We start from the raw sequence: 19,117 nt of genomic DNA, 5'->3' as shown, positions 1-19,117 counted from the left end.
ACAAAATTATCGTGAATATAGTCAACAGGCAATATTTCTGTTGGGAACGAAAAAAAACCGCCGCAGCGGTTTTTTCGTGGAGCGTGCGGCGCCTTACTTGGCGGGCTGCCAGCTGTCTTTCAGGGTGACGATGCGGTTGAAGACGGGCTTACCGGGCTGGCTGTCGACCCGGTCGGCCGCGAAGTAGCCGTGGCGCTCGAACTGGAAGCGCTGTTCCGGCTGGGCCAGTTCCGCGCCCGGTTCCAGCCACGCTTGCACCACGTCCTTGGCCAGCGGATTCAATGCCAGCTTGAAGTCCTTGCCGCCCGCGTCCGGTTGCGGGTCGGTAAACAGGCGGTCGTACAGGCGCACTTCGGCAGGAATCGCCGTCGCTGCGCTGACCCAGTGCATATTGCCCTTGACCTTGTAATTGGAGCTGCCTTCCGTGCCCGACTTGCTGTCCGGGAAATAGTTGCAATGCACGGCGATGACCTTGCCATCTGCATCCTTGTCAAAGCCCGTGCATTCGATCACATAACCGTAGCGCAGGCGAACCTTGCTGCCCGGCTTGTCGGCTATCGGTGGATACAGACGGAAATAGCCTTTATTGGGCACTTCCATGAAGTCGTCTTCCTCTATCCACAGCTCGCGCGAAATGGGGAAGGTGCGCAAGCCACGCTCCGGGAAGTGCGGATGCACGGGCGCCGTGCATTCCACGCTGTCGTTTTCAGGGAAATTGTCGATGATCAATTTCAACGGACGCAGCACGGCCACCGTGCGCGGCGCCTTCGGGTCCAGGTCTTCGCGCAAGCAGCCTTCGAGCACGCTGTAGTCGATCCAGCCGTCGGATTTCGTCACGCCCGTGCGTTCGCACATCAGTTGAATCGCTTCCGGCGTGTAGCCGCGGCGGCGCATGCCCACCAGGGTCGGCATGCGCGGGTCGTCCCAGCCGTCGACGATTTTTTCTTCGACCAGCTGGCGCAGCTTGCGCTTGCTGGTAACGATATAGGTCAGGTTCAGGCGCGAGAATTCGAACTGGCGCGGCACGGGCTGCTGGAAGAAGCCGCCGGCCGACAGGGTTTCCAGCAGCCAGTCGTAGAAGGGGCGGTGGTCCTGGAATTCCAGCGTGCAGATCGAATGCGTGATGTTTTCCAGCGCGTCCGAGATCGGGTGCGTGTAGTCGTACATCGGATAGATGCACCAGGCATCGCCCGTGCGGTGGTGGTGCGCATGGCGGATGCGATAGATGGCCGGGTCGCGCAAGTTCATGTTCGGCGAACGCATGGCATCTTCGCTCATCTTCGCGCGCAGGATGTGCTCGCCATCTTTGTATTCGCCTGCCTTCATGGCGCGGAACAGGGCCAGCGATTCGTCGCGCGGACGGTCACGGAACGGCGAATTCTTGCCGGCCTGACCGAAATTGCCCCGGTTGGCGGCCATGTCTTCGGCGCTCTGGCTGTCCACATAGGCGAAGCCGGCCGTGATCAAGTACTCAGCCATCGCGTACAGCTGGTCGAAATAGTCGCTGGCGTAGTGCAGGTGGCTCTGGCCATCGGCATGCTTCGGTTCCCAGTCAAAGCCCAGCCATTTCACGCTGTCCATGATGGTGTCGACGTATTCCTGCTCTTCCTTCGCCGGATTGGTGTCGTCGAAGCGCAGGTTGCACTGGCCGGCGTAATCGCGCGCCAGGCCGAAGTTGACGCAGATCGACTTGGCATGGCCCACGTGCAGGTAGCCGTTCGGCTCCGGCGGGAAACGCGTGATCACCTGGGGCAGGCCGGGACGCACATGGGCGCCGGCAGCCAGGTCGGCTTCGATGATGTTACGCAAGAAATTGGGCGCCAGCGCTGGCGCGGCGGTATTCGGTTTATCGTTGCTCATTGATCAATGCGGAAGAGTGACAGTAAAAAGCATTTTACCGTACCGCAAGCGCTTTATAAGCACGTATTTGCCCCCATATCCCAGCATGCAAGCGACGCGGGCGCCGTTCTATAGGATAATCTGCCTTTAATTAGCAAACAAATCGTGACCCCGGAGCCATTTATGGAAAATTTATATAACGTCCTCGGTGTCGCACCCAATGCCAGCGACGATGAAATCAAGAAGGTTTACCGTTCGCTGGCCATGCGCTTCCACCCCGACCGCAACCAGGCCCCCGGCGCCGAGGCGCGCTTCAAGAGCGTCACCAAGGCGTATGAAATCCTGGCCGACCCGGCCAAGCGCGCCGAATACGACCAGAGCGTGAACCACCGCATCATCATCGATCCGGAAGCGGAAGCCTATGCCCTGTGGTGCGGCGTGTTCCGCCTGCATGGCACCGTCCTGCCGGCAGATTAAGCCTGCTGGCGGCTGCCCGGCCAGCCCGAATGATTTGAAAAACAACAAACAATGGTGCTTTTGCTTTTAAGTAAAAGTGCCGCGCATCACATTGGAAAGCACAGCATGAGAAGAGTACACCCTGAATTCGCGTACCAGTCGCGCGAGCTGGAAGGCCAGATCGATGGCATCCTCGGCGACCCGCCGAACCGCAAGAACTATAAAAGCATGGTCGACGCGCTGGTGAGCGAGTACGCCAGCGGCGGCGGCATTGAAGACGTGAACATGCTGGCCTTCGCGCTGGTCGACCACATCACCTTCAGCGACCCGAAAGGCTTGCTGGCCGAAAGCGAAGACTACGAGTTTGGCGACCCTGCCCGCGTGTTTTCCATGGCGGCCTGCGCCGCGCCGGAAGCGGCCAAGATGTACGCCGCCATCGAAGAGAGCTTCCCCGACCTGGCGCGCCAGGCCATCATCACGGCCTTCTTGCACAAGAATCCGCGCCTGTGGGACGACGACGACCAGTCGCTCGACCAGCTGGCGGCCAATGACGACGGCGACGACGAGCACGACGAAGACGAAGCCACCGACGATTTCGCCCAGATGTTTGACCAGGATGGAGATGACCATGGCCGATAACAAGGATGATCAAAAGAGCAATCTTCCCGCGCTGACGAAACAGGTCACGGAACTGGTGCTGTCCGGTTCGCTGGGGCACGCCGAGCAGGCGTTTGCCGACGCGGCCGACCAGTATGGCGATCTTGCCGTGGTGGAAGTGTTGAGCGCCATCCCGCCGCAAGTGACGGCCCTGCACCTGGCCGGCTTTGACGGCGGCAAGATGTCGCTGGCAACCCTGCTGGTGCCGCCGAAAGCCTGGGCGGACAGCCTGGCCTTCATCGCCGCCACCTGGAGCGACGACCAGATCGAGGATGATCCGGAACGCATCGCCGAGTCGCTGTTCGCGCACATCCACGGCGTGGTGTTTTCCACCGACGACGCCGAGCGCCGCCGCGAGCTGCTGCTGGAAGCGTCCGCCACCGACTGGGGCGCCACGGCGTTCGCCATTTTGTTCTCGATGGCGCCGAAGGAAATCCTCGAAGTGGCGGGCGAAATCGTCATCAAGGGACCGTATGTGACGGGCGTGACCTCGTCCGACAACGACATCGTGCCGCTGGCCATTGAGCTGGCGCAAGCGAATGAAGACGGCTGGGACCGCTCGCTGTTCGAACTGTTCCCTGACTTCCGCCACAGCGCCGACCTGGCCGATGCCGAATACTCGGACGACCCGGACGAAGAGCCGACCATGTTGCAGCGCAGTACCAAGGAATTGCTGTACCGCCTGCGCAAGCAAGTGCCGAGCACGCGCAGCGCGCCGCGCTCCAGCACGCGCCGCAGCCTGGGCACGGGCATTTTCTCGTGATGAAAGCAGGGAACGTCTAATGCTGCCAGCAATTGTTGTAGAAAATCTTCCGCGCCTGGTGCGCGCCATCAAGCTGTTGCCGAACGACCCGCGCGAAGACGCGGCGCTGGACCTGGCCGATGAATTGACGGGCATCACGGCCATGGTGGCCGAGAAGTTCACGAATGAACGCACGGCCGACGGCATCCAGAAAGCGCTGTACCTGACGGTGGGCGGCGTGTCGCTGGGCCTGGAGCAGGCCGTCACGCATGAAGGCGACCAGGCCGCGCTCGATTTCCTCGTCGAGCATGGTGCCGAGCACGCGTTCCAGGTGGGCTTTCGCCTGATCAAGGAACTGTCGCAGCTGCCGGAAGACGCCCTCGTCGGTGAATACGACCAGGACCCCGTCTACCTGCAGCGCCGCCTGCGCGAGCTGTTCATCGATATTTGCCAGGCCGACCCGAACCAGAACTGGGCCGGCTATGAAAAGTATGCGCTGCAGTTGCAACAGCGCAAGGAAGTGCAGGCCGTGGTGCGCCTGGCCAGCTGGCTGCGCCGCCACCATGACAACGGCCCCGTCAGCGACAGCGACTTGAATGCCGAGGGCGTCATTGCCGTGGCCATCATCTTCGCCATCGAAGGCGGCGGACGCATCATGGCGCGCACGGGTCAAAAGGAGTTTGAACGCTTCGTGCGTTCCGTGCGCAAGAACAAGCCCGACTTCGAAGAGGGCTGGGCCGCCCTGGTGGCCAAGGTGCCCGTGCAGCACCACCCGGTGTTGCTCGAGCGCATAGAATCCTACCGTCGCAGCTGCACCGTCGTGCATAAAATCCTCACGCGGGCCAGCATGAAGAGCCTGTTCGAGGACCTGGAAAATTACGCTGGTTCGGAGCTGGACGCCGATTACTCCTGATGTACGTCAATGTAGGCCGGCATGTGCCGGCCTATTCTTTTTCTTCCAGCGCCGCTGCCTCGGCCAGTTTCACGAACGCCGCCACCAGCGGCGACGTCTCTTCTTCCCTCTGTGCCAATAACAGGCTGGTGGTCGCCTGCGGGTCGGCAATGGGGCGGTAGCACACGCCATCCATGCGGATGCGGTCGAACGAGGCGGGCAGCACGGAAATGCCGCAGCCTGCCGCCACCAGACCGATGATGGTCGATGCTTCGCCCGCTTCCTGCGCCACCTGGGGCACGAAGCCGGCCGCCTTGCACAGGCGGAAGATTTGCGGATAAATCCCCGTGCCCGCATCCTTGGGGTACATCACAAAGCTTTCGCCCGCCATGTCGGCAATGGCGATGGCCTCCTTGGCCGCCAGCGCATGGGCGACGGGCAGCACGAGGAACAGCGGGTCTTGCCGCAGTTGTGTCAGCTTGATATCGGATGGGTACGTCGTTTCCGGCGGGCGCACGAAACCCAGGTCCATCGTCCTGCCCGAGATCGCTTCCAGCTGATGCAATGTCGCCATCTCGTGCAAGGTCAAGGTGACGTGCGGAAACAGCTGACGATAGCGGTTGATGACGGTGGCGAAATACGGCGTAAACGGCGTGGAAAACGTAAAGCCGATGCGCAATTCGCCCGCTTCGCCCCGCTGCGCCCGGCGCGCCGTCACGGCCGCCTGTTCCGACAGGGCCAGGATGCGCCGCGCATCGTCGAGGAACAGGCGGCCTGCTTCCGTCAGGCGCACGGAGCGCTTGTTGCGCTCGAACAACTGCGCACCCAGCTCTGCTTCCAACGCCTGGATTTGCTGGCTCAGCGGCGGCTGGCCGATGTGCAGGCGCTCGGCCGCGCGCGTGAAGTGCAGCTCCTCGGCGACGGCGACGAAGTAACGCAGGTGGCGCAATTCCATAGTCAGTAATATATTTAAAGTATGAGTTGGGCCTTAAATATATATTGGACGATATGAGTTGGCAATCCTAAGATGAAGACTCGCTTTCTTTCCGAAACACGGCCATGTCTGATTCATCGCTTGTCTTTGCCCCCGCTGCACCTTCCGCCACCCCTGTTTCTGCTCCCGCTCCCCGGTCGGCCATTGCCAAGGGGACGGCGGAATTCAAGCGCAGCAACCGCGCCCTGTTCTTCGGCGGCTTTTCCACCTTCAGCTTGCTGTACTGCATCCAGCCCCTGTTTCCCCTGCTGTCGCAGCAGTTCCACCTGACGCCGGCGCAAAGCAGCTGGTCCTTGTCCGTGTCCAGCGGCTTGCTGGCCATCTCGCTGGTGCTGCTCAGCGCCGTCTCGGACCGCATCGGCCGCAAGCCGCTGATGGTGGCGGCTATGTTTTCCGCCGCGATGTTGACCATTTTGTCCGCCTTCGCCCAGGATTATGCGCAACTGCTGGTGATTCGCGCCGCGCTGGGCGTTGCCCTGGGCGGCATGCCGGCCGTGGCCATGGCTTACCTGGGCGAGGAAATCGAGGGGCCGTCGCTGGGCCTGTCGATGGGCCTGTACATCGCCGGCAGTGCGTTTGGCGGCATGTCGGGGCGGCTGGTGGCCTCCATGCTCAGCGATTTCCTCTCGTGGCGCTGGGCCCTGGGCGTGCTGGGCGTGGCCGGCCTGCTGGCGGCGGCGGAATTCTGGCGCAGCCTGCCCGCATCGAAAAACTTCGTGCCCAGTACCCGTGGCTGGAATGCATTGCCGCACGCCATCAAACAGCATTTTTCCGACCGCGGCTTGCCGTGGCTGTTTTGCCTGGCGTTCGTGCTGATGGGCTGTTTTGTCAGCCTGTATAACTACATCGGCTACCGCCTGCTGGCCGCACCATTCAACTTGCGCCAGAGCACGGTCGGCTTGCTGGCCTTTTTATACTTGATCGGCATCTTCAGTTCCGTCTGGGCGGGCCGCCTGGTGGACCGGCTGGGACGCCGGGGCGTGCTATGGATCATGCTGTCGGTGATGCTGTCTGGCATCTTACTGACCCTGTTCGATTCCTTGCCGCTGATCGTCATCGGCATGGCGCTGGCCACCTTCGGCTTTTTCGCCTCGCATTCGATCGCCAGCAGTTGGGTCAGCCGCCGCGCCCGCGCGCCGCAGGCCCTGGCCTCGGCCTTCTACCTGCTGTTCTATTACCTGGGTTCGAGCCTGATCGGTTCCGCCTCGGGCATGATGTGGGGCTTCGACGGCTGGACGGGCGTCATCATCATGCTGGGCTTGTGCCTGGGTGGCGGCGTGCTGATCGCCCTGCGCCTGCGTCATCTGCAGCCGCTGGGGGCGCGCGAAGCGGTGGGCTGAACGGCTATTTGGGACAGTTGCCGATCATCGTTTCCCCATTCTTGCCTGCGCCCGTGGTCACGCACAAGGTGCCCAGCGCGCTGGTGATTTTATAAGTGCGGCTGCCTTTAGCGGCATTCGCGCCCACTTCCTCGATTTTTGATGCTTCATACCATTTCGGCGGCACGGCCGCGTAGGCATCGGCAAACCCCTGCTGCATGCGCTTGAAGCCCGTGTCCTCGAATTTCTGCCCACCCCGTTGCGGGAATTCCTTGCGTAAGTCCCTGTCGATCTTGCCCACGTCGCGCTTGGCTTGCGCCAGGATGTCGGCTGCGCTGGGCGCTGACGGCGCCGTGATCGCTTCTGGCGTTGCTGGCACTGGCGCTGGTTCGACGGTGCGAGGGGGCAGGGGGCGGCTGATCGGCGCCACCATTGGCAGGCGCGGCAGGCGCGCGGCGGCTGGTTTGATGCTGGGCACTGGCTTGTGCGGCGCCGGGAGCGTGTGGTGCAGCCAGGTGATGGCCGGACCCTGCGGCAGGTTTTCGTCGCTGGCGAGGCGGGGCCGTGACTGCACGATGACATATGCCAGCCCTGCGTGCAGCAGGACAATCAGCAGCAGGCCGGGAGCGCGGCGGGGCAGGATGGGCAACGAGGTCATGGGTGGCATGGTGGTTCAGGTACGCCAATGTATCTGAGGTATTTGATCATTGTCTAAAATGTCACAAGCGCTTACAAAAAAGTGCCACACGGAAATTTCGACGCCATGGCCGTTAGTGGGGAACCCTGTGCCAGCTTGGCGATCCAACCCGGATACCACGCGAACAGGAGATCATCATGATGCAGGTAAAGGAAGTGGCACGGCGCTTTGGCGCCATCGAACACGCGATCGGCCAGGCGGCCCAGCTGTGCGGCAAGCAGCAGGGCATGCCCATGGACTTGAAGGATTGCATCCACCAGCTGGATCAGCAAAAGAGCGCCGTGCGGCAAGCCATCGACACGCACGACGATGCGCGCATCCGGCAAGCCGTCGAGCAGATGGAATCGCTGGGCGACCGCGCCAAGCGGGCCTGCGGCACGGCGTCCAGTGTGACGCCGGAAATGAAGAGCGCCGTGCTCAAGGTACACGATGAATTGTCGGACTTGAAGCAGCAGTTGCACTAGGCATCACTTCTTGAGCGTTTTACATCTGGCGGAACAGATGGGCATATAAAGGACTGACGCGCAGCTGCGCCGGATGCTGGCGCAGGGTCAGTGACAGCTTGCCCGCGTCGTCGCGTACGGCCGTGGCGATGGCGCTGGCATTGACGATGGTGCCCCGGTGGATTTGCCAGAACTGTTGCGGGTCCAGCTGGGGCAAGAGTTCCTTCAGGCTCGTGCGTATCAGCGCTTCGCTGTCCTGGCAGACAACGTTGATGTATTTGTCCAGCGCCTCGAAATACACGACGTCGGTCAGGGCGATCATGCGCACGCTGTTGCCGACGGCCGCCCGTATCATTTGCAGGCGCGGGGCGGGTGGCAGCATGGCTTGCAGCTGGCTCAGCAGGCGGGCCAGGTTGTCGTCGCTGTCGGACGCTGTTTCCGTTGCCGCCATGGGTGCCAGCGTGGCCGCCCCCGCTGGCGTTGCCGTTACTGTACTGCTTGTACCGTTGCTGCCGCCGCTGTCGCGCAAGCGCTGCTGCAGGCGTTCCACCGTCTTGCCCAGGCGTGCATCGTTGACGGGTTTTAAAACGTAGTCGGCGGCCGCATGTTCGAAGGCGGCCAGCGCGTATTCGTCATAGGCCGTGACAAACACGATGTTTGGGAAAGGCACGCCGTCGGGCCACTGTTCTGCCAGCTCCTCGGCCGCTTCCAGGCCCGTCTTGCCGGGCATTTTGATGTCGAGAAATAGTATGTCGGGCTGCATCGCCAAGCCTTGCTGCAAGGCCTCCAAGCCGTTGGGACAGGTGGCGACGATGTCGAGCTCCGGCCACAGCCGCTGCAAGGCGTGTGCGAGGGCGGCGGCGAGGATGGGTTCGTCTTCGGCGATCAGGGCGCGCGGCGCGCGCAGGGTGTGGTGGCTCATGCGAGGGGACTCGTGATGGTGGGTGGAAGGGGCAGTGTTAGGCGGGCGGTCGCGCCGGCCGGATGGTTGGCAGTCAGCGACAGGCTGGCGGCATCGCCATGCATGCCGTGCAGGCGTTCGCGGATATTCGTCACGCCCAGGTGCGTGCCCTTGCTCTGGCCCGGATGCGCGAGGCCCAGGCCATCGTCGCTGACGGTGAGGATGAGGACGCCAGCGTCCGTGGACGCCTGCACGTGGATATGTCCGCCTTCGATCTTCGGTTCCAGGCCGTGCTGGATGGCGTTTTCCACCAGCGGCTGCAGCAGCATGGGCGGCACCTTGATCTGGCGCAAGGCCTCGGGCAAGTCCAGCGTAAAGCTCAGGCGCGCGCCCATGCGGATGGACATCAGGCCCAGGTAGGCTTGCATCAGGGAAAACTCCTGCTCCAGGGTGGTGGATTCGGCGCGCGAGGAGGAAAGGGTGGCGCGCAAATACTGGATCAATTGATCGAGTAGCAACTGGGCGCGGTCCGGGTCAAAGCTGATCAGGCCCTGCAGGTTGGCCAGGGTATTGAACAGCATGTGCGGTTCGATCTGCGCCTGCAGCAGCTGCAGTTGCGCTTGCATGGCCTGGCGGGCTACGGATTCGGCGCGGGCCTTTTCCTGGGCAGCTTCCATTTGCAGGCGGGCAATCTTTTCGCGGCTGGAGAAAAACAGCACGGCGCCGCCCGTGGCCAGCAGGGTAAATACGAGCGTGCCCATCATTTGCGTAGGCAGCATGTTCTCGATACCGCCCACGTCCACGCCCGTCAGCCAGCTGAACAGGGCCAGGCCCAGCATTTGCGCCACGGGCACGGAAATCAGGATGATGAGCATGAAGGGCAGGAATTTTGGCCGCTGGCTTTCGCCCCACAGGGTCAGGCGCATGCCGTCGATCAGCAGGAAGGCGATCGTGCCGATGCACATCGAGGCGACCAGGTTTTGTCCAAAATGGCTGCCCGGATTGAGGATGAAGGTGATGACCAGCGCGCAGATCACATTCAGCGCCAGCGCATAGCGCGCGTCGTGCAGCATGCGATAGTAGGGCGAGCGGCGCTTGGCGGTGGCATCGGCGGAGGGGGCGTCGGATTTCATGTAGGTGTCTGCTGGTAGCGATGGGGCATTGTGTGCCAGCGCAGGCCAGGGCGCAACCTGACTGCGACGAAACGGGGCAGGCGTGCCGCCATTCGCAGCGGCGCGTCGCGAAACAGGGCCACTTTACTTTTCAAGAAGGGCGCGGGATAGTATGGCAAGACAGTCTTGAAACGCTAGATTTGCAATAAAGGAAACCTCCATGTGGCCCTATCCACGCACCCTGGCGCACCGCGGCGGCGGCACTCTGGCGCCTGAAAATACCTTGGCCGCCCTGCGCTGCGGCCTGGCGTACGGCTACCGCGCCGTGGAATTCGACGTCATGCTGGCATCCGACGGCGTGCCTGTCGTCGTGCACGACCCCGAACTGGGGCGCACGGTGGCTGGCAGCGGCGCCATCAATGACTACACGGCCGCGCAGCTGGGGGCCATGGAGGCGGGCGCCTGGTTCGGCCCCGCTTTCGCGGGCGAAGGCGTGCCCACGTTTGACGCCGTGGTGGCGTATTGCAAGGCGCAGCGTATCTGGATGAATATCGAGATCAAGCCGGCGCCCGGCTTTGAGGTGGCTACGGGCGAGGCGGTGGCGCGCGCCACGCGGGGCCACTTTGCACAGGAAATTGCTGCAGGGGAATTATTGCCGCTGCTATCGTCGTTCAGCATCGCCGCCCTGGAAGCGGCGCGCCAGGCGGCGCCGGAACTGGCGCGCGGCTGGCTGGTCGAAGCCATACCATCCGATTGGGCGCAAAAGGCGAAGGAACTGGGCGTGGTGGCGCTCCATTGCGACCACCAGCAGCTGACGCCGGAGCTGGCGCGAGAGATAAAGGAGGCGGGATACGGGCTGTTCTGCTACACCGTCAACACCCCGGAACGGGCCGGCGAGTTGCTGGCCTGGGGCGTGGACGGCTTTTGCACGGACCGGATCGATTTGATCAAGGCAAGTTGACAAGCTCTCGGCTCAATCTCAGCTTGACGGCGCCTGACAGAAGCGTAGCGAGCGGAAGTGAGATGTGGCCGAGAAGCGCAGCTGTGCTATAGCACAGCGAGCATCGCAGGCCGTATATCACGACGCGCAGTAGCTTATGTCAGGTGCTACTAGAAAGTCACGCGCATGCCTACAGTGAGGTTGCGTCCCATCAACGGGGCCGCATTCTTGATGAAGGAAGTATGGCTGTATGCCAGTTCATTCGTCAGATTGTTCGCCTTGATGTAGAACTGGGCTGGCGTCGTACCGATGCGCGTGTCGTAGTTGGCGGAGAGGTTGAGCATGTTGTAGCCCGGGGTTGCCGTTTCAAACGCGGCGACCTTGTCCTGCTTGCCCACGCGGTAGAACTCGGCGACGCCGCTCCATGCCTGCCAGTTGGCGTCAAGCTTCACGCCGACGCGCTGGGCGGGGATGCGGGGTAAATTGCCGCCGCCGTCGGCCAGCTTGGCCCGCACATAGTCGCCGAACACGCTGGCGCCAAACATCGGGTTCAGCTGCTGGCGCACTTGCCCTTCCACGCCCGTAAACGTGGCGTCGCGCTGGGCGTACTGGATCAGCTGGAAGCCTTCGTGGCTGTCCAGCGTGCTGCCGAAGATGTAGTTGTCCACCTTGTTGCGGTAGGCGCTGGCCGAGAAGGTCGTGGCGCCCGCATATTTGCGCAAGGTCAAGTCGATATTGTTCGACGTTTCCTTGCCCAGGTTTTGATTGCCCAGTTCATACGTGGCCGTGGCCATGTGCACGCCGTGCGCATACAGTTCCTCGGCGCTGGGCAAACGGTGCGTGCGCGAGATGGTCGAGCCCAGCGAATACTGGGGCGCGAATTTCCACACGGCGCCCAGCGACACGGACGTGCCCTTGGCGCTGCGGTCCTGCAAGGTGGCGCTGTCGACCGTGATGTCTTGCCATTCGTGGCGCAAGCCCGCCTCGAAGCGCCATTGGTCAAGCTTGTATTCCTCGACCAGGAAGGCTGCGTGTTTCTTCGTTACCGTGGGCGCCACGTACGCTTCCTCGCCCAGGGCCGAGAAGTCGCGCTTCGACGTTTGCAGGCCGACCACGCCGCGCCAGCCGAAGACGGGATGGTGTTCCATTTCCAGGCGCGCATCGTGGCCCTTGTTCTTGAAGGTGGTGGCGATTTCTGCGCCTTCGATTTCATCGTGCTTGTAATCGGTGAACGCGGCGCGCAGGCGCAGCTTGGCGAAGCCGGGCACGGGGTCGCGCAATTCGCCGCGCACATCCCAGCGCTCGCTCTTGAGTTTCACATACGGCACGCTGCCGTGCTCGTGGTCATGTTCTTCTTCATCCCCATGGTCGTGGCCTTCGTGGCCGCCGCAATGCAGGTGCGCGCCGTGCGGGTGGCAGCTCTCGAATTCGTGGTTGTGGCCAGGCAAGCCGTATTCTGCATGCTGGCTGGTGAAGGCCAGGCCCAGGAAGCCGCGTGAGCCCACCCAGGACACGCCTACGCTGCCCGTGTCCGTCTTGTTGTAGCTGCCGGCCACCTTGGAGCCGCCTTCCCATCCGCTGCCAACCTTGTATTCCTTGGCGTCGCGCTTGACGCCTTCCGCGTGGAAGGCGATGTTGCCGGAGCCGCCAGTCACTTCAAAGGCGCCTGCCTTTTCGCGCGCTGCCGAGTTGGCGCGTACTTCCGCGCTGCCTTCAAAGCCTTTTGCCGGCACGCGCGTGGGGATTTTCTTGTCGATCACATTGACGACGCCGCCGACGGCGCCGCCGCCGTAGGCCAGCGCGGACGGGCCGCGCAAGACTTCAATCTGTTCCGACAGCATCGGTTCGGCCGCCACGGCATGGTCGGGGCTGATGGTCGAGGCATCCTGCACTTCGGCGCCGTCGGACAACACTTTGACACGGGGGCCATCCATGCCGCGGATGATGGGACGGCTGGCGCCGGCGCCGAAATGACTGGAGGTAATGCCGGGCTGGCCGGCCAGGGTTTCCCCCAGGGTCGCGGCCCTTGCCAGCACCAGTGCCTCGCCTTCCAGTACGGTCACGGGCGTGCTCATGTCGTCGCTGCCCAGCGCCAGGGCGCTGGCCGAAACGGTCACGGCAGGCAAGGTGGCCGTCTGCTGCGCCAGGGCGCTGGCAGGGGCGGCAAAGGCCAGCATGATGGCCAGCGCGAGGGGAGTTGGTTGTTGAGGACGGACGGACATGGGCAAGAATTCCTTTATCGGCTATCGGTGTTGGCGGGGTTTGGGCAGGCGGTTGCCGGATGGGGTGACTACCCGAAGATGATAATGATAACCCATTATCATTACTGCGTGACAGTTTTTGCGGGCAGTGGAAGAAGGCGGATGGTGTATTCTGTCGGCTATGGAACGCACAACACGTCAAAAAACCGCTATTCAAGCCGCCATCGAGTCGGCCCAGCGCCCCTTGTCGGCGCAGGAAATCCTCGAACAGGCCAGCTTGCAGGTGACGCAGCTGGGCATCGCCACCGTTTACCGCAACTTGAAGTCCTTGGTGCTGGAAGAAAAGGTGCATGTGGTGACTTTGCCAGGTGAAAACCCGCGCTATGAGTCGAACACGGCCGCCAATCACCACCACCACCATTTCCAGTGCACCACCTGCCAGCGCGTGTTCGACGTGCATGATTGCCCGGGCGACTTGAAGCGCATGGCGCCGCAAGGCTTTGTCGTCGAGCGCCACGAGCTGACCCTGTACGGCCGCTGCGCCGACTGTAATGCCGCTGCCGGCGCCGCACCTGCCGTTGCGGCGGCAGTTGCCACCACTGTGCACGCCTGCGCCAGCGGCCACGAACCGGCCTGAGCGGTCCGGCCCTCCGTGTTGGCATGGGCGCAACAATGCCCGTGCCCGCCGCAATTGCCACACCCCATATCACGTATAATCTTCCCTTTAAAGCTGCCGCCACTCTTTGCCAAAAAAACATGAAATCATCTGAAATCCGCGACAAGTTCCTCAAATTTTTCGAGTCCAAGGGCCATTCCATCGTCCGTTCCAGCTCTTTGGTGCCAGGCAACGATCCGACCTTGCTGTTGACGAACAGCGGCATGGTGCAATTCAAGGATGTGTTTACGGGCACGGACAGCCGTCCGTACACGCGTGCCACCTCGGTGCAGCGCTGCGTGCGCGCCGGCGGCAAGCACAACGACCTGGAAAACGTCGGCTACACGGCGCGTCACCACACCTTCTTTGAAATGCTGGGCAACTTCAGCTTCGGCGACTATTTCAAGCGCGACGCAATTCAATACGCGTGGGAATTGCTGACCAAGGTGTATGGCTTGCCGGCCGACAAGCTGACCGTCACCGTGTACATCGAAGATGACGAAGCGTATGACATCTGGGCCAAGGAAATCGGCGTGCCAACCGAGCGCATCATCCGCATCGGCGACAACAAGGGTGCTCGCTACGCCTCGGACAATTTCTGGCAGATGGCCGATACGGGCCCGTGCGGTCCGTGCACGGAAATCTTCTACGATCACGGCGCCGACATTCCTGGCGGCCCGCCGGGCTCGCCGGACGAAGATGGCGACCGCTTCATTGAAATCTGGAATCTGGTGTTCATGCAGTTCAACCGCGACGAAGCGGGCGTCATGCACAAGCTGCCGAAGCCGTGCGTGGACACGGGCATGGGCATGGAGCGCCTGGCCGCCGTGCTGCAGCACGTGCATTCGAACTATGAAATCGACCTGTTCCAGCATTTGATCAAGGCCGCCGCGCGCGAAACGGGCGCCACCGACCTGGAAAACAAGTCGCTGCGCGTGATCGCCGACCACATCCGCGCCGCCGCCTTCATGATCGTCGATGGCATCATTCCGGGCAGCGAAGGCCGCGCGTATGTGTTGCGCCGCATCATCCGCCGCGCCTTGCGCCATGGCCACAAGCTGGGCCAGACCAAGCCGTTCTTCTACAAGCTGGTGGCCGATCTGGCCATCGAGATGGGCGGCGCCTATCCGGAGCTGGAAGAAGCGAAAGAAAACGTGTCCAACATGCTCAAAGCCGAGGAAGAGCGTTTCGGCGAAACCCTGGAAACGGGCATGAAAGTGCTGGAAGCGCAGCTGGCCAAGGATGCCACGGGCATCGACGGCGCCACCGCCTTCACCCTGTACGAAACCTACGGCTTCCCGCCGGACCTGACGGCGGACATTTGCCGCGAACGCAATATCAGTTTCGACCAGGTGGGCTACGACGCGGCCCTGAAAGAAAGCCAGGAACTGTCGCGCAAGGGCGGCAAGACGCACAAGGACAGCAAGGTCGAGTACACGGGCGAGAAAAACAAGTTCGTCGGCTACGATCAATTGACGTTCAGCAGCAAGGTCGTGGCGCTGTACGCAGCCGGCACGCCCGTGCAGGAACTGAAGGCCGGCCAGGATGGCATCGTGGTGCTCGACACCACGCCGTTCTACGCGGAATCGGGCGGCCAGGTGGGCGACCAGGGCGTGATCGCCTCCGGCGCGGCCACGTTTGCTGTCAGCGACACCTTGAAAATCCAGGCCGACGTGTTTGGCCACCACGGCGTGCTCGCATCGGGCGTGTTGAAAGTGGGCGACGCCGTCTCGGCCGAAGTCGATACGACCAAGCGCGCGCGCACGATCCGCAACCACTCGGCCACGCACCTGATGCACAAGGCCTTGCGCGAAGTGCTGGGCAGCCACGTGGCGCAAAAGGGTTCGCTGGTCGACCCCGATAAAACCCGTTTCGACTTCAGCCACCATGCACCGATGACGGCGGAGCAAATTGCCGCCGTGGAAACCATTGTCAATAAAGAGATCCTGGAAAACTGCGCCACGCAGTCCCATCTGATGTCGTTTGACGATGCCGTCAAGCATGGCGCGATGGCCCTGTTCGGCGAGAAATACGGCGACGAAGTGCGCGTGCTCGACATCGGCAGCTCGAAAGAGCTGTGCGGCGGAGTCCACGTGCAGCGCACGGGCGACATCGGCCTGTTCAAGATCATCGGCGAAAGTGGTGTTGCCGCTGGCATCCGCCGTGTGGAAGCCGTGACGGGCGAGGGCGCGCTGGCGCTGGTGCAAACCATCAACCGCCGCCTGGTTGAAGCGGCCCACGCCCTGAAGGCGCAGCCGGAAGAACTGACGGCCCGCATCGTCCAGGTGCAGGACCATGTGAAGGCGCTGGAGAAGGAACTGGCCGCGCTGAAATCGAAACTGGCGTCCGGTCAGGGCGATGAGCTGGTCACGCAAGCCGTCGATGTGAACGGCATCAAGGTGCTGGCCGCCGTGCTGGAAGGCGCCGACGTGGCCCGTTTGCGCGAAACCATGGACAAGCTGAAGGACAAGCTGAAGACGGCGGCCATCGTGCTGGCCAGCGTGACTGACGGCAAGGTCAGCCTGATCGCCGGCGTGACTTCGGACGCGACTTCCAAGGTCAAAGCGGGCGAGCTGGTAAACTTCGTTGCACAGCAAGTGGGCGGAAAAGGCGGCGGACGCCCCGATATGGCGCAAGCGGGCGGCACCGATCCGAGTGGTCTGGCGAATGCCCTGGCGGGCGTACCGGCCTGGGTCGGCGAACGCGCCAAATAAAGCGTAAGCTTGCAGGCATGCGGGGTTTTCACCCCACTGTCTCTTGAAAACGGCCCGCAGACGATGTTTGCGGGCCGTTATTTCTTTTGGAATCCCGTTGTGACCCCACAACAGCCGATGAACTATTTTGGTGCAGCGCGTCAATGCCCCTGATTTAGAGTAGTATGTCGAAAATCAGTGCAACAAAACAATGGTGGGATATTGATGATGAGCGACACACTACTTGATACCGAGATTATGGAATTTCACAAAGAACTCGACGCGCGGGGCTTGAATTGCCCCTTGCCGATTCTGAAGGCGAAAAAGGCTTTGTCAGAGCTGCAGAGTGGGGAAGTGCTGCGCATCATGGCAACCGATCCCGGTTCCGTGCGCGACTTCCAGGCTTTCGCCAAGCAAACGGGCAATGCCCTGCTGTCGCATGTGCAGACGGGCACCGAATTCGTCTTCCTGATGCAACGCAAATAATTCTGCCAGCCGGGGCCGCCGTGGCGCGGCCTGTTTGATACCTTGCCGTGCCGTTTTTATATCACTTTCACGCCCTTTTGCTGCCCTGCAGCGTAGCGGCAGACTCCCCTGAAATCCCCGAAGCCGGACAGTTTAGATGGATTGCTCTAACAAAAAATCGCACGATCGTGCTTAAATTCGGTTCAGGATTCAAATTTCTCTTATAATCGAACACACAATCAGCACTTGATCCGTCATTTTTATAATTTCCCAAAGGCATAGCTATGAAAGTCTTGGTACCCGTCAAACGCGTGGTCGACTATAACGTCAAAGTCCGCGTCAAGAGTGACGGCACTGGCGTCGATACCGCCAACGTCAAAATGTCGATGAACCCTTTCGATGAGATCGCGCTGGAAGAAGCGATGCGCCTGAAAGAAGCCGGCAAGGTCACTGAAGTGGTCGCCATCTCCTGCGGCGTGACGCAGTGCCAGGAAACCTTGCGCACCGCCATGGCCATCGGCGCCGACCGCGGTATCCTGGTGGAAACGACGACTGAACTGGAACCGCTGGCCGTAGCCAAGCTGGTGAAAGCCCTGGCCGAGAAAGAACAGCCGCAACTGATCATCCTGGGCAAGCAAGCCATCGATGACGACAGCAACCAGACCGGCCAGATGCTGGCAGCCCTGCTGGGTTGGCCGCAAGCCACGTTCGCCTCGAAAGTCGTGCTGGAAGACGGCAAAGTCACCGTCACGCGCGAAGTCGACGGCGGCCTGGAAACCCTGGCATTGACCTTGCCAGCGATCATCACCACCGATTTGCGTTTGAACGAGCCACGCTATGTGACCTTGCCGAACATCATGAAGGCCAAGAAAAAGCCGCTCGAGACCGTCAAGCCGGAAGACCTGGGCGTCGACGTTGCGCCACGCCTGAAGACCTTGAAAGTCGTCGAGCCAGCCAAGCGCTCGGCCGGCATCAAGGTGCCAGACGTGGCCACGCTGGTCGCCAAGCTGCGTACCGAAGCCAAGGTTATTTAAACATACCCCAAGACAAAAACTGGGGTCAGACCCTGAGGGTCCGCCCCCCGGCACTTGCACATTACTAGGAATAATCATGGTCGCATTAGTTATTGCTGAACACGACAACGCTACCTTAAAGGGCAGCACCCACCATACCGTGACCGCGGCTGCCCAGTGCGGCGGCGACGTGCACGTGCTCGTCGCTGGCTCGAACGCATCGGCCGCCGCCGCTGCCGCCGCGCAAATCGCCGGCGTGACGAAAGTCATCGTGGCCGACGCGCCATACTTTGCCGACGGCCTGGCCGAAAACGTGGCCGAGCAAGTGCTGGCCATCGCCGGCAACTACAGCCACATCCTGGCTCCCGCTACCGCCTACGGCAAGAACATCCTGCCGCGCGTGGCCGCCAAGCTGGACGTGGCGCAAATCTCGGAAATCACCAAGGTCGACTCGCCTGACACCTTCGAGCGCCCGATCTACGCCGGTAACGCCATTGCCACCGTGCAATCTGGCGACAAGGTCAAGGTCATCACCGTGCGCACCACCGGTTTCGATGCGGCTGCCGCCACCGGCGGTTCGGCTGCCACCGAAACCGTCGCCGCCGTTGCCGACGCCGGCAAATCGGCCTTCGTGGGCCGCGAACTGGCCAAGTCCGACCGTCCTGAACTGACCGCCGCGAAAATCATCGTGTCGGGTGGTCGTGGCATGGGTTCGGCCGAGAACTTCCACATCCTGGAACCGCTGGCCGACAAGCTGGGCGCCGCCATGGGTGCCTCGCGCGCCGCCGTCGACGCCGGCTTCGTGCCGAACGACTGGCAAGTGGGCCAGACGGGCAAGATCGTCGCGCCATCGCTGTATATCGCGGTCGGTATCTCGGGCGCGATCCAGCATCTGGCCGGCATGAAAGACTCGAAAACCATCGTTGCCATCAACAAGGATCCGGAAGCGCCGATCTTTGCCGTGGCCGACTACGGCATCGTGGGCGATCTGTTCGAGATCGTGCCGCAACTGGTCAAGGAACTGGGTTAATTTCAACCCGTCCCGGTTTTGTTACTGACAAAGCCACGCCGGCCCGCCCCACACGGCGAGCCGCGCGT

At 62.0% G+C, this 19,117-nt stretch carries 18 protein-coding genes; 12 read left to right on the top strand and 6 right to left on the bottom strand.

Annotation, left to right across the window (positions count from 1 at the left end):
• Positions 1–93: 93 nt before the first annotated feature.
• Complete coding sequence (locus ACQ4W0_RS04005; protein ID WP_436575595.1) at positions 94–1,860, bottom strand: glutamine--tRNA ligase/YqeY domain fusion protein; 1,767 nt, start codon at positions 1,858–1,860, stop codon at positions 94–96.
• A gap of 162 nt (positions 1,861–2,022) precedes the next feature.
• Here ACQ4W0_RS04005 and ACQ4W0_RS04000 point away from each other — a divergent pair, with 162 nt between their 5' ends.
• The 4 genes from ACQ4W0_RS04000 to ACQ4W0_RS03985 all read left to right on the top strand — a co-directional run bounded on the left by ACQ4W0_RS04000 (position 2,023) and on the right by ACQ4W0_RS03985 (position 4,607).
• On the top strand, positions 2,023–2,316 hold the full coding sequence (locus tag ACQ4W0_RS04000; protein WP_010395442.1) for a DnaJ domain-containing protein: 294 nt from the start codon (positions 2,023–2,025) through the stop codon (positions 2,314–2,316).
• A gap of 105 nt (positions 2,317–2,421) precedes the next feature.
• A complete protein-coding gene (locus ACQ4W0_RS03995; RefSeq protein WP_071079095.1) occupies positions 2,422–2,934 on the top strand; it encodes a hypothetical protein in 513 nt (170 codons plus the stop codon).
• Entirely contained in the window at positions 2,924–3,715 is a 792-nt protein-coding gene (locus ACQ4W0_RS03990; protein WP_436575594.1) for a hypothetical protein, read from the top strand. Before ACQ4W0_RS03995 ends, ACQ4W0_RS03990 begins: the two co-directional genes overlap by 11 nt.
• A gap of 19 nt (positions 3,716–3,734) precedes the next feature.
• A complete protein-coding gene (locus ACQ4W0_RS03985) occupies positions 3,735–4,607 on the top strand; it encodes a hypothetical protein (RefSeq protein WP_436511770.1) in 873 nt (290 codons plus the stop codon).
• A gap of 31 nt (positions 4,608–4,638) precedes the next feature.
• On the opposite strand, the gene ACQ4W0_RS03980 is transcribed toward ACQ4W0_RS03985, so the two are convergent.
• Positions 4,639–5,541: a LysR family transcriptional regulator gene (locus ACQ4W0_RS03980; RefSeq protein ID WP_436575593.1), complete on the bottom strand. Its 903-nt coding sequence runs from the start codon at positions 5,539–5,541 to the stop codon at positions 4,639–4,641.
• A 104-nt stretch (positions 5,542–5,645) separates the two neighbouring features.
• Between ACQ4W0_RS03980 and ACQ4W0_RS03975 the strand changes: the two genes are divergently transcribed.
• On the top strand, positions 5,646–6,920 hold the full coding sequence (locus ACQ4W0_RS03975; RefSeq protein WP_436575592.1) for an MFS transporter: 1,275 nt from the start codon (positions 5,646–5,648) through the stop codon (positions 6,918–6,920).
• A gap of 4 nt (positions 6,921–6,924) precedes the next feature.
• Here ACQ4W0_RS03975 and ACQ4W0_RS03970 read toward each other — a convergent pair whose 3' ends face one another.
• Positions 6,925–7,566, bottom strand: coding sequence for a hypothetical protein (locus tag ACQ4W0_RS03970; protein ID WP_436575591.1), 642 nt, complete (start codon positions 7,564–7,566; stop codon positions 6,925–6,927).
• Between the two features lie 167 nt (positions 7,567–7,733).
• Here ACQ4W0_RS03970 and ACQ4W0_RS03965 point away from each other — a divergent pair, with 167 nt between their 5' ends.
• On the top strand, positions 7,734–8,060 hold the full coding sequence (locus ACQ4W0_RS03965; protein WP_436575590.1) for a hypothetical protein: 327 nt from the start codon (positions 7,734–7,736) through the stop codon (positions 8,058–8,060).
• 19 nt (positions 8,061–8,079) lie between these two features.
• On the opposite strand, the gene ACQ4W0_RS03960 is transcribed toward ACQ4W0_RS03965, so the two are convergent.
• Positions 8,080–8,961, bottom strand: a complete 882-nt coding sequence (locus ACQ4W0_RS03960) for a LytR/AlgR family response regulator transcription factor (RefSeq protein WP_436575589.1) — start codon at positions 8,959–8,961, stop codon at positions 8,080–8,082.
• Entirely contained in the window at positions 8,958–10,073 is a 1,116-nt protein-coding gene (locus tag ACQ4W0_RS03955; protein WP_436575588.1) for a sensor histidine kinase, read from the bottom strand. The genes ACQ4W0_RS03960 and ACQ4W0_RS03955 overlap by 4 nt, the downstream gene beginning before the upstream one ends.
• A 199-nt stretch (positions 10,074–10,272) precedes the next feature.
• Between ACQ4W0_RS03955 and ugpQ the strand changes: the two genes are divergently transcribed.
• Complete coding sequence (gene ugpQ / locus ACQ4W0_RS03950; RefSeq protein ID WP_436575587.1) at positions 10,273–11,013, top strand: glycerophosphodiester phosphodiesterase; 741 nt, start codon at positions 10,273–10,275, stop codon at positions 11,011–11,013.
• Positions 11,014–11,162: 149 nt separating this feature from the next.
• Here the strand turns inward: ugpQ and ACQ4W0_RS03945 are convergent, their stop codons facing one another.
• Positions 11,163–13,214: a TonB-dependent receptor domain-containing protein gene (locus tag ACQ4W0_RS03945; RefSeq protein WP_436575586.1), complete on the bottom strand. Its 2,052-nt coding sequence runs from the start codon at positions 13,212–13,214 to the stop codon at positions 11,163–11,165.
• Positions 13,215–13,374: 160 nt separating this feature from the next.
• Between ACQ4W0_RS03945 and ACQ4W0_RS03940 the strand changes: the two genes are divergently transcribed.
• The 5 genes from ACQ4W0_RS03940 to ACQ4W0_RS03920 all read left to right on the top strand — a co-directional run bounded on the left by ACQ4W0_RS03940 (position 13,375) and on the right by ACQ4W0_RS03920 (position 19,049).
• Positions 13,375–13,830 carry a Fur family transcriptional regulator gene (locus tag ACQ4W0_RS03940; RefSeq protein ID WP_436575585.1) on the top strand — a complete coding sequence of 152 codons (456 nt, stop codon included), beginning with the start codon at positions 13,375–13,377 and terminating at the stop codon, positions 13,828–13,830.
• A 119-nt stretch (positions 13,831–13,949) separates the two neighbouring features.
• The gene (gene alaS, locus ACQ4W0_RS03935) at positions 13,950–16,562 is read left to right on the top strand and encodes an alanine--tRNA ligase (RefSeq protein ID WP_436575584.1); all 2,613 of its coding nucleotides are present in this window, start codon (positions 13,950–13,952) and stop codon (positions 16,560–16,562) included.
• 237 nt (positions 16,563–16,799) lie between these two features.
• Positions 16,800–17,027 carry a sulfurtransferase TusA family protein gene (locus tag ACQ4W0_RS03930; RefSeq protein ID WP_010395510.1) on the top strand — a complete coding sequence of 76 codons (228 nt, stop codon included), beginning with the start codon at positions 16,800–16,802 and terminating at the stop codon, positions 17,025–17,027.
• Positions 17,028–17,290: 263 nt separating this feature from the next.
• Positions 17,291–18,040, top strand: a complete 750-nt coding sequence (locus ACQ4W0_RS03925; RefSeq protein ID WP_099379460.1) for an electron transfer flavoprotein subunit beta/FixA family protein — start codon at positions 17,291–17,293, stop codon at positions 18,038–18,040.
• Positions 18,041–18,116: 76 nt separating this feature from the next.
• Positions 18,117–19,049: an electron transfer flavoprotein subunit alpha/FixB family protein gene (locus tag ACQ4W0_RS03920; RefSeq protein ID WP_077400542.1), complete on the top strand. Its 933-nt coding sequence runs from the start codon at positions 18,117–18,119 to the stop codon at positions 19,047–19,049.
• Positions 19,050–19,117 lie beyond the last annotated feature (68 nt).

Origin of the sequence: Janthinobacterium breve (genome assembly GCF_051380895.1) — a bacterium.
In the GTDB taxonomy this organism is placed as follows: Bacteria; Pseudomonadota; Gammaproteobacteria; order Burkholderiales; family Burkholderiaceae_D; genus Janthinobacterium.
The sequence above is the reverse complement of the archived record's forward strand: the minus strand, read 5'-3'. Positions and strand labels throughout refer to the sequence as shown.

What these genes read in the sequence shown, in the direction of transcription:
- ACQ4W0_RS04005 (WP_436575595.1), bottom strand. Translation starts at nt 1,860, where the DNA reads ATGAGCAACGATAAACCGAATACCGCCGCGCCAGCGCTGGCGCCCAAT.
- ACQ4W0_RS04000 (WP_010395442.1), top strand. Translation starts at nt 2,023, where the DNA reads ATGGAAAATTTATATAACGTCCTCGGTGTCGCACCCAATGCCAGCGAC.
- ACQ4W0_RS03995 (WP_071079095.1), top strand. Translation starts at nt 2,422, where the DNA reads ATGAGAAGAGTACACCCTGAATTCGCGTACCAGTCGCGCGAGCTGGAA.
- ACQ4W0_RS03990 (WP_436575594.1), top strand. Translation starts at nt 2,924, where the DNA reads ATGGCCGATAACAAGGATGATCAAAAGAGCAATCTTCCCGCGCTGACG.
- ACQ4W0_RS03985 (WP_436511770.1), top strand. Translation starts at nt 3,735, where the DNA reads ATGCTGCCAGCAATTGTTGTAGAAAATCTTCCGCGCCTGGTGCGCGCC.
- ACQ4W0_RS03980 (WP_436575593.1), bottom strand. Translation starts at nt 5,541, where the DNA reads ATGGAATTGCGCCACCTGCGTTACTTCGTCGCCGTCGCCGAGGAGCTG.
- ACQ4W0_RS03975 (WP_436575592.1), top strand. Translation starts at nt 5,646, where the DNA reads ATGTCTGATTCATCGCTTGTCTTTGCCCCCGCTGCACCTTCCGCCACC.
- ACQ4W0_RS03970 (WP_436575591.1), bottom strand. Translation starts at nt 7,566, where the DNA reads ATGCCACCCATGACCTCGTTGCCCATCCTGCCCCGCCGCGCTCCCGGC.
- ACQ4W0_RS03965 (WP_436575590.1), top strand. Translation starts at nt 7,734, where the DNA reads ATGATGCAGGTAAAGGAAGTGGCACGGCGCTTTGGCGCCATCGAACAC.
- ACQ4W0_RS03960 (WP_436575589.1), bottom strand. Translation starts at nt 8,961, where the DNA reads ATGAGCCACCACACCCTGCGCGCGCCGCGCGCCCTGATCGCCGAAGAC.
- ACQ4W0_RS03955 (WP_436575588.1), bottom strand. Translation starts at nt 10,073, where the DNA reads ATGAAATCCGACGCCCCCTCCGCCGATGCCACCGCCAAGCGCCGCTCG.
- ugpQ (WP_436575587.1), top strand. Translation starts at nt 10,273, where the DNA reads ATGTGGCCCTATCCACGCACCCTGGCGCACCGCGGCGGCGGCACTCTG.
- ACQ4W0_RS03945 (WP_436575586.1), bottom strand. Translation starts at nt 13,214, where the DNA reads ATGTCCGTCCGTCCTCAACAACCAACTCCCCTCGCGCTGGCCATCATG.
- ACQ4W0_RS03940 (WP_436575585.1), top strand. Translation starts at nt 13,375, where the DNA reads ATGGAACGCACAACACGTCAAAAAACCGCTATTCAAGCCGCCATCGAG.
- alaS (WP_436575584.1), top strand. Translation starts at nt 13,950, where the DNA reads ATGAAATCATCTGAAATCCGCGACAAGTTCCTCAAATTTTTCGAGTCC.
- ACQ4W0_RS03930 (WP_010395510.1), top strand. Translation starts at nt 16,800, where the DNA reads ATGGAATTTCACAAAGAACTCGACGCGCGGGGCTTGAATTGCCCCTTG.
- ACQ4W0_RS03925 (WP_099379460.1), top strand. Translation starts at nt 17,291, where the DNA reads ATGAAAGTCTTGGTACCCGTCAAACGCGTGGTCGACTATAACGTCAAA.
- ACQ4W0_RS03920 (WP_077400542.1), top strand. Translation starts at nt 18,117, where the DNA reads ATGGTCGCATTAGTTATTGCTGAACACGACAACGCTACCTTAAAGGGC.